This window comes from bacterium (genome assembly GCA_037128595.1).
In the GTDB taxonomy this organism is placed as follows: Bacteria; Verrucomicrobiota; Kiritimatiellia; order CAIKKV01; family CAITUY01; genus JAABPW01.
In genome coordinates, this window is the sequence record JBAXWB010000043.1 from 18,746 (window position 1) to 35,699 (window position 16,954).

Annotated in this window: 9 protein-coding genes; 6 read left to right on the top strand and 3 right to left on the bottom strand. The window is 56.8% G+C overall.

The annotated features are described in order from the left end of the window. Positions 1-73: 73 nt before the first annotated feature. Together WCS52_18255 and WCS52_18260 are read left to right on the top strand one after the other, a co-directional pair. Positions 74-7,855 carry a choice-of-anchor Q domain-containing protein gene (locus tag WCS52_18255; GenBank protein MEI6169128.1) on the top strand — a complete coding sequence of 2,594 codons (7,782 nt, stop codon included), beginning with the start codon at positions 74-76 and terminating at the stop codon, positions 7,853-7,855. A 19-nt stretch (positions 7,856-7,874) separates the two neighbouring features. Continuing rightward, positions 7,875-8,867, top strand: coding sequence for a glycoside hydrolase family 130 protein (locus tag WCS52_18260; GenBank protein MEI6169129.1), 993 nt, complete (start codon positions 7,875-7,877; stop codon positions 8,865-8,867). A gap of 6 nt (positions 8,868-8,873) precedes the next feature. On the opposite strand, the gene WCS52_18265 is transcribed toward WCS52_18260, so the two are convergent. The 3 genes from WCS52_18265 to WCS52_18275 all read right to left on the bottom strand — a co-directional run bounded on the left by WCS52_18265 (position 8,874) and on the right by WCS52_18275 (position 10,916). After that, positions 8,874-9,947: a LacI family DNA-binding transcriptional regulator gene (locus WCS52_18265; protein ID MEI6169130.1), complete on the bottom strand. Its 1,074-nt coding sequence runs from the start codon at positions 9,945-9,947 to the stop codon at positions 8,874-8,876. Positions 9,948-10,110: 163 nt separating this feature from the next. Continuing rightward, positions 10,111-10,317 carry a hypothetical protein gene (locus WCS52_18270; protein MEI6169131.1) on the bottom strand — a complete coding sequence of 69 codons (207 nt, stop codon included), beginning with the start codon at positions 10,315-10,317 and terminating at the stop codon, positions 10,111-10,113. Beyond that, positions 10,314-10,916 carry a hypothetical protein gene (locus WCS52_18275; GenBank protein MEI6169132.1) on the bottom strand — a complete coding sequence of 201 codons (603 nt, stop codon included), beginning with the start codon at positions 10,914-10,916 and terminating at the stop codon, positions 10,314-10,316. Before WCS52_18275 ends, WCS52_18270 begins: the two co-directional genes overlap by 4 nt. A 600-nt stretch (positions 10,917-11,516) precedes the next feature. Here WCS52_18275 and WCS52_18280 point away from each other — a divergent pair. The 4 genes from WCS52_18280 to WCS52_18295 all read left to right on the top strand — a co-directional run bounded on the left by WCS52_18280 (position 11,517) and on the right by WCS52_18295 (position 16,674). Beyond that, entirely contained in the window at positions 11,517-12,488 is a 972-nt protein-coding gene (locus tag WCS52_18280) for a Gfo/Idh/MocA family oxidoreductase (protein MEI6169133.1), read from the top strand. A gap of 215 nt (positions 12,489-12,703) precedes the next feature. Continuing rightward, positions 12,704-13,993 (top strand): hypothetical protein, encoded by a 1,290-nt coding sequence (locus tag WCS52_18285; GenBank protein ID MEI6169134.1) that lies wholly within the window; start codon positions 12,704-12,706, stop codon positions 13,991-13,993. Positions 13,994-14,111: 118 nt separating this feature from the next. Further along, positions 14,112-15,353: an IS4 family transposase gene (locus WCS52_18290; protein MEI6169135.1), complete on the top strand. Its 1,242-nt coding sequence runs from the start codon at positions 14,112-14,114 to the stop codon at positions 15,351-15,353. Positions 15,354-15,657: 304 nt separating this feature from the next. After that, positions 15,658-16,674: a uroporphyrinogen decarboxylase family protein gene (locus tag WCS52_18295; protein ID MEI6169136.1), complete on the top strand. Its 1,017-nt coding sequence runs from the start codon at positions 15,658-15,660 to the stop codon at positions 16,672-16,674. Positions 16,675-16,954: the final 280 nt, after the last annotated feature.

Below are 16,954 nucleotides of genomic sequence, written 5' to 3' on the forward strand. Positions count from 1 at the left end.
GAGTGTGGTTCGGGGTAGCGTTGTAGTGGTTGCCAGGATAGATAAGCCTGATATGGAAATAGGGGGATGATTTATGAATCGCAAGATGTTGTTTATCGGTCGGCCCATTGGATGCTTCTCTCGCCTCTTGCTTCCCGGGCTGGTGTTCATGCTAGTCGCGGCGGATAGGGCCGGTGCGGCGACACTCTACGTGGGCGCCGGGCAAACCTACTCGACCATCAGCAGCGCCATCGCCGCAGCGGCTTCTTCCGGCGATATCATCAGCATCGAGACCAATGTCCAGACCGAATGTGGCATCGTGATCAACAAGTCCCTGACCATCCAGGGGCACGGCATCACCAACACGATCCTGCAGGGAGCGACAGCGGCCGGCCTGGCTGCGAACCGTATTTTCGACAAGCCGAATGGTAGCTACAACATCACCATCCGCGACATGACAATCCAGTATGGATACCTCACCAGCGGCAGCGGAGCGGCCCTGTGGATCGAAAACGGCAACTCGCCAAACGTGCTGCTTCTGAACTGTCTATTCGCTTCAAACTTTGTGGTAAGCGCCTCCGGCTGCGGCGGGGCGATACGCATGGAGTCCGATACCGGAAATCTCACGGTCAGCAACTGCACCTTCATCGGCAACATGGCCACAAATAACAACGCTGGCTATGGCGGCGCAATTAACTCTCGTCGCGGCGCAACGTCGATCGCTGGCTGCACCTTTATCAACAACCTCGCCGATAAAGCGGGCGGCGCTTGGTCGGCGAGTCCGTTCTGGACGGCGGCGAGCGTCCAGAATTCGACCTTTGTCGGCAACATTGCCCTCAAAACTGGTGGCGGCGACGGTACTGGTGGCGCAATCCAGATGGAGAACTCGGCCGCTGTGACCGGTTTCGTTTACAACTGCACCATCTACTCCAACTCGGCAAACTCGGGCGGTGGCATCCGCAGCGGCCAAAACTATGCTACGCACATAGTCAACGTTCACAGTACCATCATCGCCGCGAACACGGCACCCGGCGGCGGTGCGGATATCTGGAACAGCAGCACATTCATGGCGACAAACAGTCTGATCCAGTCCTGGCCAGTAGGAGGCACCGCGCTTACGGGCGGGAACAACGTCACGGGACAGGCCGCGAAACTGTCCCCGTTGGCTGCCAACGGTGGCTCGACCCTGACCTGTGTGCTGGCATCCGACAGTCTGGCCATTAACGCAGGTTCCAACCCACTGAATCTCACCACCGATCAACGTGGTATAGGATACGAGCGCGTCATCGGCGGGACGGCCGACATCGGCGCCTACGAGTACGGTGCCCTCGGCCCCGCAAGTCTCGCGTACAGCGGCACAACGTTTGCGGAAGATCCGGCCAACAATGGCAGTATCAATACGAATACGCCGATCATCATAACCCTTATCACGAACGACACTTTCGTCGGCACAATAGGCGATAACTTCGCGACCAACAACGCCAAGGTTCTCATCAGCAACATACCGGCGGGACTCTGGCCGGTGATGACCCTGCTGAGCACCACGCAACTGAGCGTCATCGTGACCGGCGCGGCCCCGGCCAACACTTCGGTTGACAGCATCACCAACCTCACGTTTGCATTTCAGAACGGGGCTTTCGGCAGGGGGAATGCCGGCTTTGTGGCCGGGGCCACCCGCTCGGACCTCCAGGTGACGTTCAAACCCGACACCTTCCCCAGATTGTTGGACGTTCTGTCCGAACCGGCGGCCGGTGCCTATGGTCTGCGGAAACTCCGCGGTGCTTATGCAGGATACGCGATCAAAGCGCGCCGCTCGTCCGACAATACGACCTCCAACATCGGCTTCACGGTGAGCGGCGATCTCGATGTCACGACGCTGACCAATTTTGTGGGTGCAGGCAACAGCGGATACATCGATACTTGGTACGACCAAAGCGGCAATGCGCGGAATCTCGCCCAGGCGACAACCGCCCAACAGCGCGTGATTGTCAGCAGCGGAGCCTTGGTTGTCTTTCCCGGCACGCAGAGACCGGCCCACTCGCGGGGAGGCGCCGGGGAGTCGTTCACGGGCGCGATCAATTATGGCGCGACGATTCAGGCTGTGTCCAGCGTCATCTACCCCCTATCAAACGCAAGCTTGTCTCACAACGTTTACGACGGTAGCAGCAGCGCCAGGCCCATGCTGTGGATCGATACTGCCAATAATCTTGAATTCGATGCAGGCGACTTCAGAAGCGGATCTGTCTTGAACACCGGCGTTGTGACGACCTACGTGAATCCGAGCAGTAGCAGCAATCGGGCGGCCTATTCGACTGGCAACTTGATTGGCACGCCAAGCGCGACCAAGTATTCGAACTCCTCGGAACAAGTGGCGGGCAGAGGCACGGGGAGTGGTTTCAATGGTTACTACTCGGAAATAATACTCTTTACCTCGGACATCGCCACGAATTCCGACCGGCAGAAACTGGAGGGCGACGAAGCCTTGTACTTCGGGTTGACAAACAGTTTGCCGGCGGGGCACCCGTATAAGACGCAGGCGCCCGTGCCCCTGCCGACGGTTCTCTACAGTACCAGGACGTTCACCGAGGCGAATCCGTTCAACACCGGCGCCATCAACAATACCACCCCGATGCTGATTACCCTGACGCTGAACACCTTCACCGGGACGGATGGCAGTCAGATCACGAACAACGTGGTGGTCTCCAACCTGCCGGCCGGTCTGACCGTTTCCATGGTCCGCACCAATGGCGGCACCAATGCAGTGGTCACATTGCTCGGAAACGCCACACAGAACGCGGCGAGCAACACGTTGGCTAATCTGGGATTCAGTTTCCAGAACGCCGCATTCACCATCGGTTCTGCCGCGCAGATTATCGATGCCAGCGTTACCAACCTGACAGTTCAATTCTACGACCCGGTGGCCAGCGGCGCCCTGACGTATGCGGGAACGAACTTCCAAGAGGATGCCACCTGGAACGATGGACGGATCAGCACGACGAATACCATCACGCTTACGGGCGACACCTTTAATTCACCGGGTGGTGGCGACTTTGTGGCGGCAGGGTGGGTGACGCCCACCAGTATCCCAGTCGGTTTGACGGCGGTCGTAACCTATGTCACCAGCAGTAATCTCAACGTCACGTTGAGCGGTCGAGCCACGTCGCATACGGCGGCCAACAGTACGAATAACCTGGGCCTGACATTCCAGAACGCGGCGTTTAATGGCGCCAACGCGTCGTTGATTACCAGCGCCTCGGTCACGAACCTCAGCGTGACCTTCCTGGATCCCGCCACTAACGTCCAGTTGCTCTACACCAACGGCACAGTCTTCAGCGAATCGGCGGCCAACGACGGCAGCATTGCCACCACGCTGGGGATCGTCCTGACGAACGACCTGTTCAACGGCACCAATGGCGAGAACTTTGTGGCCACCGGCAAAGTGCTGACGAACAACATCCCCGCCGGGCTGACCGCCGTGGTCACGCGGGTGAGCCTCACCAACCTGACGGCCACACTGACCGGCAATGCGCTGCTGCACTCCAGCCCGAACAACGCCAGCAACCTGACCTTTAACTTCCAGAACAGCGCCTTTCATAACACGGCGGCCTCGGCCGTCACCAACGCCAACCGTTCGGATCTGTCGGTGCAGTTCATCAACCCGGTGTTGACCTACGTGGGCACCGGATTGGCGGAATCGTGGCGGAATGACGGCACGTTCAGTGACAGCACGCCGGTGCTGGTGAACCTGGTCGGCGACACTTTCGCCGGGGCGCTTGGCGGGAACCTGGCCGGTGCCGGGGTCATCTTCGCCAACGTGCCGTCCGGCCTGACGGGGGTGGCGACGAAGACGGCGGCCCAGCAGGTGTCGCTTACTTTCTCCGGCCAGGCCGTGGCCCACAGTTCCGCCAATAATACTAACTTCACCGTCAGTTTTGGAAACGCGGCATTTGTGAACACCGCGGCGTCCTTCGTCACCAACAGCGGCCCCACCAACCTGACCGTGACCTTTGTCAACGCGCTCAGCAACCTCTACGTGGCGACCGCCGCGAACGGCGGCAGCGACAGCAACGACGGGTCGCAGGCCCACCCCTTCGCCACCCTCACAAATGCGCTGGCGCATGCCCGCGACGGGTTTAACGACACGATTAACGTGGGAACAGGAGTCTTCACGCAGTGCGGCATTACGGTCGCCAAGGGCGTCACCATCCATGGGGCGGGAGTGGACGCGACGATCATCCAGGGCGCCACGACCCGCTCGAATGCGACAGACCGGGTCTTCAATCTCAACGGCAACAGCGTTCGGCCGAACTTCGGCCTCAACAACCTGACGGTCCGGTACGGTTATACAAGCGGCGATGGGGCCGGATTACAGATCGATTACAACAGCAGTTCCTACTGGAGCACCTATGTGGAGAACTGCACGTTCACCATGAACGACTTGAATGGAGGAGGCGACGGGGGTGGCGCCATTGTCCAGAACAGGTACCCCGGTCTCTTGTTCGTCCGGAACTGCACGTTCACGAACAACACGTCACCCAAGGCTGGCGGCGCGATCTACATGCGCGGCATGGGGGGGATGGAGATAAGCGGCTGCGCCTTCGCCCAAAACCAGGCCGCTTCGGGTGGTGGTGGCCTCTACATGGACTATGCTACCTCGGGCATGACGACGATCAAGAACTCCACGTTCGCGAACAACAGTACGCCGAACAATTCCGGTGGCGGCATCTATTTCGGCGGGCGGAGCGCCTTTACGGGCGTTGTGTACAACTGCACGTTCTACTCGAACAGTGCGACGTATGGCGGCGGGATCTTCATCGAAAACGACATTGGAACGCCGAGCACCATACAATTGAGCAGTTGCCTTTTGGCCTCGAACAGCGCGCCTACGGCTCCGGAACTGTATATACGCTTGAACGCCTTGACCACCCTGAGCGCCTGTTTGGCCCAGGGCGGAATCGGGGGCACAGGCACGTATGCCGATGGCGGCGGCAACCAGATAGGCGTTAATGCTAAAGTGCTTCCGTTGGCCGCCAATGGCGGGCCAACCCTAACCTGTGCGCTGGCTCCCGACAGCCCGGCCCGGGACACTGGCGCCAACCCGTTGTTCCTCACCACCGATCAGCGCGGGACTGGATATGGCCGCGTGCGCGGTTCAGCCGCCGATGTCGGTGCCTACGAGTACGGCGCCGGCAGTTTGATCTACAGCACCAACTGGTTTGGGGAGTCGTTCCCCTTCGACGCGGGCATCATCAATAATTCGAGCAACCTGGTGATCACGCTGACAGGCGATACCTTCACCGGTACGGACGGCAGCCAGATTACGAACAACGTGGTGGTCACCAACCTACCCGCCGGCCTGACGGTCTCCATGATCCGCAGCAACAACGGCACCACAGCCCTGGTTACGTTACTCGGCAACGCCACCCAGCACGCCGCCAGCAACACGGTTTACAACTTTGGTTTTGCCTTCCAGAACGCCGCTTTCACGTTGGGTAACGCCTCGCAAATTGGCAACTACAGTGATACCAACCTAACCATCCAGTTCTACGACCAGGTGACCAGCGGTAACTTGGCGTACAGTGGAACCAACTTCCAGGAGGATGCCACCTGGAACGATGGACGGATCAGCACGACGAACACCATTACGCTCACGGGTGATACCTTCAATTCGCCGGGTGGCGGTGACTTTGTGGCGGCAGGGTGGGTGACGCCCACCAATATCCCAGTCGGTTTGACGGCCGTAGTCACGTATGTCAACAGCGGCACCTGCACGGTCACGCTGGCAGGGCAGGCCACGTCGCATGCAGCCGCCAGCAGCACGAACAACCTTGGACTGGCGTTCAGCAACGCGGCGTTTTTTGGAAATAATGCCTCGCTGATCGCCAACGCTTCTGTGACCAACCTGAGCGTCACGTTCATCGATCCGGCCACCAATGTGCAACTGCTCTACGGAGGAACGGTGTTCAGCGAGGCCGCCGCGAATGACGGCAGCATTTCAAACTCCATCAGCATTACCCTGACGAACGACTTGTTCAACGGCACCAACGGCGAGAATTTCGTGGCCACCGGCAAGGTGCACACCAACAATATCCCGGCGGGCCTGACCGCCGCGATCACCCGGGTGAACATCACCAATCTGACGGCCACGCTGACCGGCAATGCGCTGCTGCACAATACCAGCGACAACGTCGTCAACCTGACCTTTACGTTCCAGGACAGCGCCTTCCATAACACGGCGGCCTCGGCGATCACCAATGCCAACCGCTCCGATCTGTCGGTACAGTTCATCAACCCCGTGTTGACCTATGCAGGCAGTTTCGTCGAGTCCTGGCGCAACGATGGTTCTTTCAGCGACAGCACGCCAGTGGTGGTAACTTTGGCCGGTGACTCGTTCACTGGCGCGATCGGGGCGAACCTGCTTGGCTCGGGCGTCACGGTTACCAAGGTGCCGGCCGGCCTGACGGCGGTGGCGACGAAGACCGCGGCCCAGACTGTATCGCTCACGTTTTCGGGCACGGCCCTTGCCAACGAGGCGGCCAATAGCACCAATGTCACCGTCAGTTTCGGCGACCTCGCCTTCACGCGCGGGCCGGCCTCTGTCGTGACCAACAGCGGGGCGACTAATATTGCCGTGACGTTTGTCAGTGCGCTCAGCAACCTGTACGTGGCAACTGTGGCGAATGGTGGTAGCGACATGACTGGCAATGGCTCGTTGGCGAATCCGTATGCCACCATCACGAATGCGCTGGCGCATGCGCGAGATGGCTATGGCGACACGATTAATGTGGGGCCGGGAATCTTTACGGAGTGTGGCATCACGGTCGACAGGGGCGTCATCATCCATGGCGCCGGCCAGAACGTGACGATCGTCCAGGGCGCCGCGACGCGTTCGAGTGCGGCGGATCGGGTTTTCAATCTCCGGGGAGGAGGCGGCGGCAGTATCGGGAAGAACTTCAGCATTAACAACTTGACGGTTCGGTACGGTTATACGACGAACAGCGGGGCCGGCTTGCAGGTTGATAACGGCAGCAATCCTTACTGGAACACATATCTGGAGAACTGTACCTTCACCATGAACGATCAGAATGGAGGATCCGGTTCTGGCGGGGCCATTCAGGTCAACAAGTTCCCCAGCGTGACGCACCTCAGGAATTGTACCATCACCAGCAATACCACCTCCCACGCTGGTGGAGGTTTGTACGTGCGGGGCTCAGCGGGCCTGGAAATCAGTGGCTGCACCTTCGGATGGAATAGCGCATCGAATACGGCGGGAACGGGTGGCGGAGCGATCTACATCGATAACATTGGTGGGGGTATGGCCACTATAGAGAACTCCACATATGCTTACAATCAGGCCTTGGGATCGACGAAGGGCGGGGCGCTGTATTTCTACCTGGGGAGTTCTTGTACGGCTGAGGTGTACAACTGCACGGTCTACTCGAATAGCGCGTCCTATCAGGGTGGCGGAATTTACATCGATAACTCCGTAACGCCGGGGCGCGTGCTGGTGACCAGCAGTTTGGTGGCTCCGAACAGCGCCCCCAGTGGCGGAGCGGAAATCTATGTGGTGAGTGCAGCTCCCGCGGTGATCAGCCAATGCCTGGTTCAGGGCGCCATTGCAGGCACGTACACCGACGGCGGCGGCAACCAGATGGGCGTTAATGCCAAGGTGCTTCCGCTGGCCGACAATGGCGGGCCGACCTGGACTTGTGCGCTGGCTGTCGACAGCCCGGCGCGTGAGACGGGGTCAAACCCGTTGAACCTCACCACGGATCAGCGTGGTGCTGGATATACTCGGCAAATTGGCGCGGGCGTTGATATCGGCGCCTTCGAGTACGGCGCCGGCCCGGTGGGGAGCGTCTACAAGGTCCGCTAAGTGGAAGTGTGAAATTATTATGAAACAAAAAAGCAAACTAACGATCAGAGGTCCTGCATTACCCAACATTCCTTGGGAGGAGAAACCCGCCGGCTACCCGCATCCCGTGTGGCGCTATAGCGGGAATCCGATTGTACCGCGGGACGCGATACCCACGGCCAACAGTATTTTCAACAGCGCGGTCGTGCCCTGCGGCGATGGGTTCGTAGGCGTATTTCGCGTGGACAACATGAGTCGGGGCAGTGCCCTGCACACCGGGTGGAGCCGGGACGGCCTGGGCTGGCGGATCGAGCATAAACCGATCCGCTTCGCCAAGCCGATCAAGGATCTTCCCTATGAGTACGCCTACGATCCGCGCGTGGTGCGGCTGGGGGACCGCTATTACGTGACCTGGTGCAATGGTATCCATGGTGATCCAACCATCGGGTGCGCCTGGACGAAGGATTTCCGCACGTATGTTGCGATGGAGAACATCACTTTGCCTTGTAACCGCAATGGGGTCCTCTTCCCTCGCAAGATCGGCGGCAAGTTTGCGTTACTCAGCCGTCCAAGCGATACCGGCCACACGCCGTTCGGCAATATCTACTATAGCGAGAGCCCGGATATGGTTTTCTGGGGTCGGCACCGTTTTGTCATGGGGACCAACGGCGGCTGGCAACGTACCAAGGTTGGCCCCGGCCCCGTGCCGCTGGAAACGACCGAGGGCTGGCTGATGTTCTACCACGGGGTGATCAATACTTGCAGTGGCCTGACCTATTCTTTTGGTGCGGCCCTGCTCGATCTCGACGAGCCGTGGCGTGTGCGGTACCGCGCGAAACCCTACCTGATCAACCCGCGTGAGTACTATGAATGCGTCGGCGATGTGCCGAATGTGTGTTTCCCCGTGGGGGTGCTCGCCGACAGCCGGACCGGCCGGTTGGCCATCTACTACGGCGCCGCCGATACCGTCATCGCCCTGGCCTTTGCGCAGGTGGATGAGTTGATCGCCTACATCAAGACCAACGCGGAGTAGTGGATCTTACTTTTTTTTCGATGCCCTTGACAAGGTGGCGACCGATTCGCCCTCGATCAAGTGCATGGGGACGATGGTTTTGAGCGGCGGCAGTTCGGTGTTTGAACGGACGATTTTGATCAACCGCTCCATGGCCTGGCGCCCGATCGTCTGCGGGTAAGTTGCCAGGGCGGTTGGCCGCGGGCGGCACGCCGCGTTATTGGCATCCAGATCCAGCGAAATCAGGCTGATATCGTCCGGGCAACGTAGGTTATGTTCGCGCATGACATGCAGCACGCCGGGCATGGCAAGCGGACTGCACAGGACCAGAGCGGTCGGCAGATGGTCGGCGCGTACCCATTCGAGCATGGCCCGCTCATAGAACAACACATCATCTTCGCTGGCGTTGTGACAGTCGCGGGGGGCGAGCGGCACCCGTGCCTTGGCCAGTTCAAGTCGGACGCCTTCTTCCCGTTGGCGATAGACATTGTTGTAGGCGGGGCCACCCATCCAGCCGATGTGCCGGTGTCCCCGGTCCAAAAGATACCGGACGGCTGCCCGGCTACCCTTCAGGTTGTCGGACACCACGGCGTCGATCTCGATCCCCTCGTGATCCTGGTCCGCCAAGACCAGTTTGATCCCGCTATTTTTCATGCGCACAACCAGTTCGCGGTCGGAGTTGCCCATCAGTAGAACTCCGCTGGCGCGTTGGAGCCGCGCCAACTGCCGTTCCTGATCCTCGTCTCCGCGCCAGTAACTCATGCTGAAGTCCGTGTGTCCGTCCGTATGGACAGCGTCGCAGACGCCCTGCAACACCTGCATCTGGAAAGCGCCAGGTAACTGAGTCTGGAGGGAATGCCGCGCATGACAGACCACCGCCTGCAAAAGGATTGGGAAATTTCCCCCGCGGCGCAAGACTAACGTGCGGGCGGCTACATTCGGCTGGTACTTCAGTGCCCGCACCGCCCGCATCACGGTCTTGCTTGTGGCGGGTGTCACGTTCAAGTTGCCGGAGAGGACGCGGGATACGGTGACGTGTGAAACACCGGCCCGGCGTGCCACATCGCGAAGGGTGGCGGCCTTTGGCTCTGAGTTTGCCATTGTCTTGGTCTTTTTCATATTTAGTGAAACTAACATGGAGACATATTTGGCGTCAATCCGCATGCGTTGATGGGATGGGCGTTGATGGGAGGCGTGGCTTCACCATGCTCAGCTGTAGATGAGGACGGGATATGTTCTCTGACTACACGGGAGCAATATCTCGTCAATGAAGGCGGGTCATTGCTGCGCGGAACATCATTCCCAAACCTGTGGTCTCCTCAAGGGGCAAATAGTCCGACATGGCTTCCGTGATTTCCTTGTCCGACAGGAGCGCGACTTTGGCACGCAGGAAGTCATAGAATTCATCGACTGTAGTTCCCTTGAAATGATCAGTCTGGGGCACCAGTCGTGAGTAGGAAGGGGATTTCAATCTTGATTTAAGTGTCGCGATATCCGGTTGAAGAAGGTGATGAAGCGTTGGTCGTACTTTTTCAGGTAACCTGCGATTAACTTGGAGTCAAGGTCCTCCCGGTTAATATCGCTTGCGGGGTCAAAGGAAAAGCGTTTGCCCTTATAGTAGAAGTAGCAGACGTCCAGGAATGCTTTTTCCGGGGTTGCAAAGCGGATGCCGTGCTTTGAAATGAAGCCAAAATAAAGTTTAGGGGCAATGCTGAGGTGTTCAATGGTGCCTCCTTCAAACTGATAGGTTCGGGGGCGGCCGATTTTGACAGCCTGCACCTTTCTGGCCGGGACGGAGCCAATAATGGCCTTTTGAGCCAGGACGGTTCCCGTTGTGATATAGGAGTCCGGTTCAATCCTGCTGCTAATGGTGGTTAGGGATGCCGAGGGGGTGGCATATATGCCTCGCTTAACTTTCAGCAAGACCTTGGCCTTCACAAGGGCGCCCAGTTTTCGATAGAGCGTGGCCTCCGAATCCTCGTTCAACATCACCTTCAGGTCAACGAGGCAGAACACGCCATCCTGATCCTTTTCCCATTGCTGGATGGTGTTGTAGAGGTTTATATCCATGACCAATAACTACCAGAATATGATAGTAACCGTCAAAGTAAAAATATTACGGGAGCGTTATGCGGCCCACTTCACTATCCCGCCACGATATTACAGCCGAAGAGGTGGGCATTATCACATTGGGGAAACCCAGGGACATGAACTCAAAATGCCCCCAACCAGGCCTCCCACGCGACGGCGTGTACGCCGCGCTTGAAGGCCAACGCTGTAGGTAGTCAGCCTTCTAAGGGGTGTTTTCTTGCATGATATTTTGTATAATTCATTCGTTTTCAATAACTTAATGTGGCGAAGCCACGCACCAATGCCGCCAACTTCAGCCCAATAATACCAAGGGGTTGCTGTGTCTACTGCGGTCTTGGCCATTTGCGACTTGAAATGATGAATTCAGCACTATGATGGGTGTCCAGTTACAACGCTTGGGTGAATAGAGCGATTCCGGAATTGACTGGGTTGGCTTAAGATTAGCGAATTTCATATATCGAGCGAGTATATCACATATACTTTAGCCATCAATAAGCACATGTTCGATTGACATCACTCATATGTGTAACGAATAATCATATACAAATAGCAATCAGAAGATGCAAGGAGCGCCTCATTATGAGTCTTGTTTCAAATACGGATCACATTCGTCTGGGAATTATCGGGATGACTGAAGGCAATGGGCATCCTTACAGCTGGAGTGCGATTTTTAATGGCTATGACCGGAAGGCTATGATGGAAGAATGTCCGTTTGCGGGGATTCCGGGCTATCTTAACAAAGAACCTGAGGCGTCACTACGGATTCAGGGCGCTACGGTGACCCATATTTATTGTGATCAGCACCAGGATGCGGAGAAAGTGGCGAAGTGTTCACTGATCCCTCATGTGGTTGATAAGCCTGAAGAGATGATTGGGCAGGTCGATGCCGTGGTTATCGCCACGGACATCGGCAGTGAACATGTGAATCGTGTCAGACCGTTTGTTGAGGCCGGGCTGCCGGTTTTCGTCGACAAGCCGTTGTGTGACAATCAGAAAGACCTGGGCATTTTTCGAAAATGGATTGTCGATGAAGCCAGGCCGATCATGTCCTCAAGCTGTATGCGCTACGCCAAGGAATTCGCACCCTACCATCGGCGAACGGAGGAATTGGGGCAACTCCGGTTTGTGTCTATGCCAATGGCTAAGAAATGGGAGACCTATGGCATCCACGCGCTGGAGTCGATTTTTCCGATCGTCGGGCCGGGATTTGAGACGATTCAGAATCTTGGGACGGCGCAACGGAATATTGTACATATGACGCACCGGCGTGGGATTGATATTGTGATCGGCTGCATCAAAGACATTCAGTACGGCGGGGCACTGTGTTTAGGCGGTACGGCGGGAAATATCACGCTCACGTCCCAGGATACGTTTTATGCTTTTAAGGCGCAGTTGCAGGCGTTTGTCGATTTCCTGCGTTCCGGAACATACCCATTCCCGTTTAGTGAAACCGATGAATTGATGCGATTGGTGATGGGTGGCATCGAAAGCCGGGAAGCTGGGGGCAAGGTTATCGAGATTGGGAGCGGAAAGGATTTTTTGACAGAATGAACGGAATGCACAGAATGACAAGTGATCGCCACACTCATTTTGTTTATTTTGTCTAAATGTTTTGGGTCCGCTATGCCGGGTTAGGCTAAGCAGAAGAGATTCAAACATGGATGTACAGGATAGACCGGATGAGGAAAAACGGAGTTGCGGGTTTTGGCTGGGAACCCGGATTCCGCCACTCATTACGGCATTGGAATTTAGAAAGGATAGCACCGATGTACTCACTTCCGGTAGATGAACGTCACTATTTGCGGAAACTTGCTGGACGCCAGGCGGAGATTGCTGCACTTCCGGTAATGGCGCGGCGGCGCCAGTTGTGGACGGACATGAATGACGGCAAGCCGGGTTCCCGTCCGCCGTTTGTCATAGAAACCTGGACTTTTGATCGAGATTTTATGCCAGGATCCATTCTCCGGTGCCAATCGGAGTATGGTCGCAAGCTCGAAGTGAACTTTTTGCGAAACATCCGGACTCATGAGATTCTGGATGACGACCATGTCTGTCCCGATACCCTGGATATGAGCTGGCACGTCTGGTGCAATGAGTTCGGGATTGAAATTCCTACAACGCATGTGAAGGATGCGGAAGGTGTGGAAACCGGTTACCATTTTGAGTGTCCCATAACGGATCTCAAAGACGGCTTCGGGATGGTGAAGCCCTCCACGTTTGGAGTCAATCGCGAATCGACACTGGACGAGAAGCGCTATCTTGAGGAAACGTTTGGAGACATCCTGCCGGTAGTCATTCGTTCGGGTACCTATGGAAATAACAACCTGACACAGCGGCTAATGCGGCTGATGAGCATGGAGACGTTCTTTCTGGCGATGTATGACTGTCCGGATAAGCTACACGCGCTCATGGCGTTGTTAAGGGATAATGCGTTGCGCATGGCTATATGGGCGGAACAGGAAGGATTGTTGGTCCTCAATAACGCCAACCAATGTACCTGTGGAACCTGTTACAACTTCACGACGCTTCTGCCAAAGGCGCCGACAGGGCCAGGGCAGGTGAAACTGACGGACATGTGGGGCGTAATGGACAGCCAGGAAACGGTAGGGGTGTCACCGGAGTTGTTCCATGAGTTCTGCTTCCCCTATTACCGTGAACTGGCGACTCTGTTCGGTTTGGTTTACTGGGGATGTTGTGAGCCCGTTGACCCGATTTGGGAGGACTCCATCAGCAAGATCCCGAACCTCAAGGCCGTCTCGATTTCCCGCTGGGCGAATCAGGCCTTTATGGCAGAGGTTCTGGCAGGTAAAGGCATCGTTTACTCGCGAAAACCCAATCCCAATCTTCTGGGCGTCGATGTGCGGCTCAATGAGGAGGCGTGGTCGAGGGAGATCCGCGAAACTCTGGAAATTACGACGGGAAAGAATATTCCCGTGGAATTTGTTGTGCGCGATGTCTATTCCATGCATGGCAATCTTGATAAGCCGCGCCGTGCGGTTGAACTGGCACGGCGTGAGATTGATAGATTCTTTCCGGCTTTCCCGCCGGAACTCTAGACCCCATTACATGAGCGTGGCACGGTTCGCTGGAAAAAACGAAAACGTTTCACTGGCATCCCATAGGCATTGAAAGAAAAAGCTGGAATGGGGCTGCTAAATCTGCCACTCGGCAGGTATGAAAAAACAAAGCAACCACATTCCAGCAGGGCATAAGTACACCGTATTGAAGCAACTATGCAATCTGATTCCGGTGGGGCTGGTGAGTGAACTGGCGACGGAGTACGGGGTGGATGAACAGAGCCGGACGTTTTCGCCATGGAGCCACACGGTCTCACTGATGCATGCGCAACTGACACATGCCATTGGACTGAACGACGTGTGCGATTCACTGCGCATGAATTCCGGCGTGTTGTCGACTATTCGGGGGGCAACACCTCCAAGCCGGAATAACCTCAGCCATGCGAATCGGAAACGTGATTGCTCAATGGCCGAGGCATTGTACTGGCGGATGATGGATCATCTGATGGCCCAAACGCCGAGCTTTTCCCAGCGCAAAGTAAGACGTGGATACCTTCGCCGGTTCCGCAAGGTGATTCATGCGGTGGACTCGACGACCATCCCATTGGTTGCCAATGCATTGGATTGGGCGAAGCACCGGCGCCGGAAGGCGGCTGCCAAATGCCACCTTCGGCTGAATCTGCAGACGTTCTTGCCGGCCTGCGCCATCATCGATACGGCCAGGGAAGGTGATAATCGCCGGGCCCGCGAAATCTGCGCGCCCCTGGAAAGCGGGGAAATCGTGGTGTTTGACAAGGCCTACGGCGATTTCTTCCACTTGCATGACATGACGAAGCGTGGCGTCTGGTGGGTTACCCGGGCGAGAGCCAACATGAAGGGTCGAGCGGTCGAGCGACTGGAAACGACGGACCACCCTCGCATCTTGCATGATGAGATTGTCGAACTGACGATTGCCCACTCCCTGCGGGCGTACCCTCAACGACTGCGGCGGGTCGTGGCGCTCGTCGAAGTGGATGGTAAGGATATGGAGCTGACCTTCCTGACGAACAACCTGGAGTGGAGCGCCTGGACGGTGGCCGAACTGTATCGTTGTCGCTGGGATATCGAGGTGTTCTTCAAGGAGATCAAGCAAACGCTGCAGCTGGCTGACTTCCTGGGCCACAATGCCAATGCTGTCCGCTGGCAGATTTGGATCGGCTTGCTCGTTCATCTGCTTATGCGCTATCTGGCACATCTGCATTCCTGGGTGCATAGCTTCATACGCTTGTTCACGGTGCTACGCGCGAGTCTTTGGCGGCGCTGGGATTTGTACGCCTTGCTCGCCAGCTATGGGATAGCCAGCCCCCCTGGCCGTCTGCGCGCCACTCCAGAACAGGCCTATTTCGCAGGATTCGCATGAACCCTGTGGGACAGCCATACGCGCGCTCACCTCCGGCCAGTCACAAGATTGCCATTTCTGCCGGAAATCCCCTCAGCCAGTCATATGCAAATTATAAGGGGTATTGGCCTCTTATAGCCTGAAAAGGTAGGCCTATGGGATGACAGTGAAAACGTTTTCGTTTTTTTTGGGGGATGGATCCCGCCGCTGATTAATTCGAGACCAATGAAGTGATCGCAGTGTGTTCTAATTGAGCTGGGGGCGTTGGAGCTGATATCGTTGAAGAGCAGTGTGTGTTGGAATACACTGAAGAAGGAGCGGAGCGATGACATCACGGGAGCGGATTAGACGGATTATTGCGGGTGAACTGGCGGATCGTTGCGGGTTTTGGCTGGGGAACCCGGATCCCGCCACGTGGCCGATCTATCACAACTATTTTGGCACCCGCACCGAAGAAGAATTGAGGCAGGTGTTAAAGGACGATTTCCGCTGGATTTGCCCACAGTTCATGCCCTCAACCTTTCAGGCCTTCGGGGGACGGGGTCTGTTTGACGGAGGGCGTGGTCCCAAAACCTCTCATGGCCAGAAGGGACCGTTTGCGGAGTGTGAGGATGTTCGTGAAGTAGCTGATTTCCCCTGGCCTGATCCTGCGCGACTGAATTTCGAGGAGTGTCTGGTCGCATTGGATGCGTCAGGGGAGGTATATCGGGCGAGTGGATTCTGGACCTGCTTCTATCACAACATCATGGATCTCTTCGGCATGGAGGATTACATGGTGAAGATGTTTACGAATCCGGAGGTGGTCCATGCCGTCACGGACCGGGTCTGCGGGTTCTATTACGAGGCCAACGAACGTTTTTTCAAGGCGGCGGGGAATCGGGTGGATGGGTTCTTTTTTGGAAATGATTTTGGCACCCAGCAGGATTTGATCTGCGGGCCAGCTCAGTTTGACGAGTTTATCCTCCCCTGGTTCATGAAGTTTACGGAGCAAGGGCATCGCTGGGGGTATCAGGTAATTCTGCACTCCTGCGGCGCCATTCACCGGGTCATTGATCGACTGGTTGAGGCCAATGTCGATTGTTTGCACCCGTTGCAGGCCCTCGCCAAAGACATGGATGCCGATACCCTGGCGCGCGACTTCAAGGGCCAGATTGCCTTCATGGGAGGAATCGATACCCAGCACCTGCTGGTGCATGGAACACCGGCCGATATCAAGGCAGAAGTTCGGCGCGTGCGCAAGGCGTTGGGGCCCCGCTTGATCGTGAGTCCAAGTCATGAGGCGTTATTGCCGAATGTTCCGCCTGCGAATGTGATGGCGATGGCTGAAGCTGCGGTCGAGTGAAGTGAATCCGATAATTCACGCGAGAGGTGACAATGCCAGGGAAACCCTATTCGGCACCCTGCCCACGCGGCTCGGATGAACCTCGCCCTCCAGCAGAAATCAACGAGAGGGCCTGGATGATCTAATTGGGCGAACTTTACGTGAGCCGCGTTACGATTAGGTGCCGCAGATGTCCTTATATCGCGGTCCACCTCTTAGAGGATTTGGGTTCCCACTTGATTCTTGATGTCCCGCCAGCCATTAGCCAATGCAACAGCATTGGCTAATGGCTGGCGGGAAT

Bases quoted from the DNA above. Each gene is read 5' to 3' on its own strand.
- WCS52_18255 (MEI6169128.1), top strand. From the start codon at position 74: ATGAATCGCAAGATGTTGTTTATCGGTCGGCCCATTGGATGCTTCTCT.
- WCS52_18265 (MEI6169130.1), bottom strand. From the start codon at position 9,947: ATGGCAAACTCAGAGCCAAAGGCCGCCACCCTTCGCGATGTGGCACGC.
- WCS52_18260 (MEI6169129.1), top strand. From the start codon at position 7,875: ATGAAACAAAAAAGCAAACTAACGATCAGAGGTCCTGCATTACCCAAC.
- WCS52_18280 (MEI6169133.1), top strand. From the start codon at position 11,517: ATGAGTCTTGTTTCAAATACGGATCACATTCGTCTGGGAATTATCGGG.
- WCS52_18275 (MEI6169132.1), bottom strand. From the start codon at position 10,916: ATGGATATAAACCTCTACAACACCATCCAGCAATGGGAAAAGGATCAG.
- WCS52_18290 (MEI6169135.1), top strand. From the start codon at position 14,112: ATGAAAAAACAAAGCAACCACATTCCAGCAGGGCATAAGTACACCGTA.
- WCS52_18295 (MEI6169136.1), top strand. From the start codon at position 15,658: ATGACATCACGGGAGCGGATTAGACGGATTATTGCGGGTGAACTGGCG.
- WCS52_18285 (MEI6169134.1), top strand. From the start codon at position 12,704: ATGTACTCACTTCCGGTAGATGAACGTCACTATTTGCGGAAACTTGCT.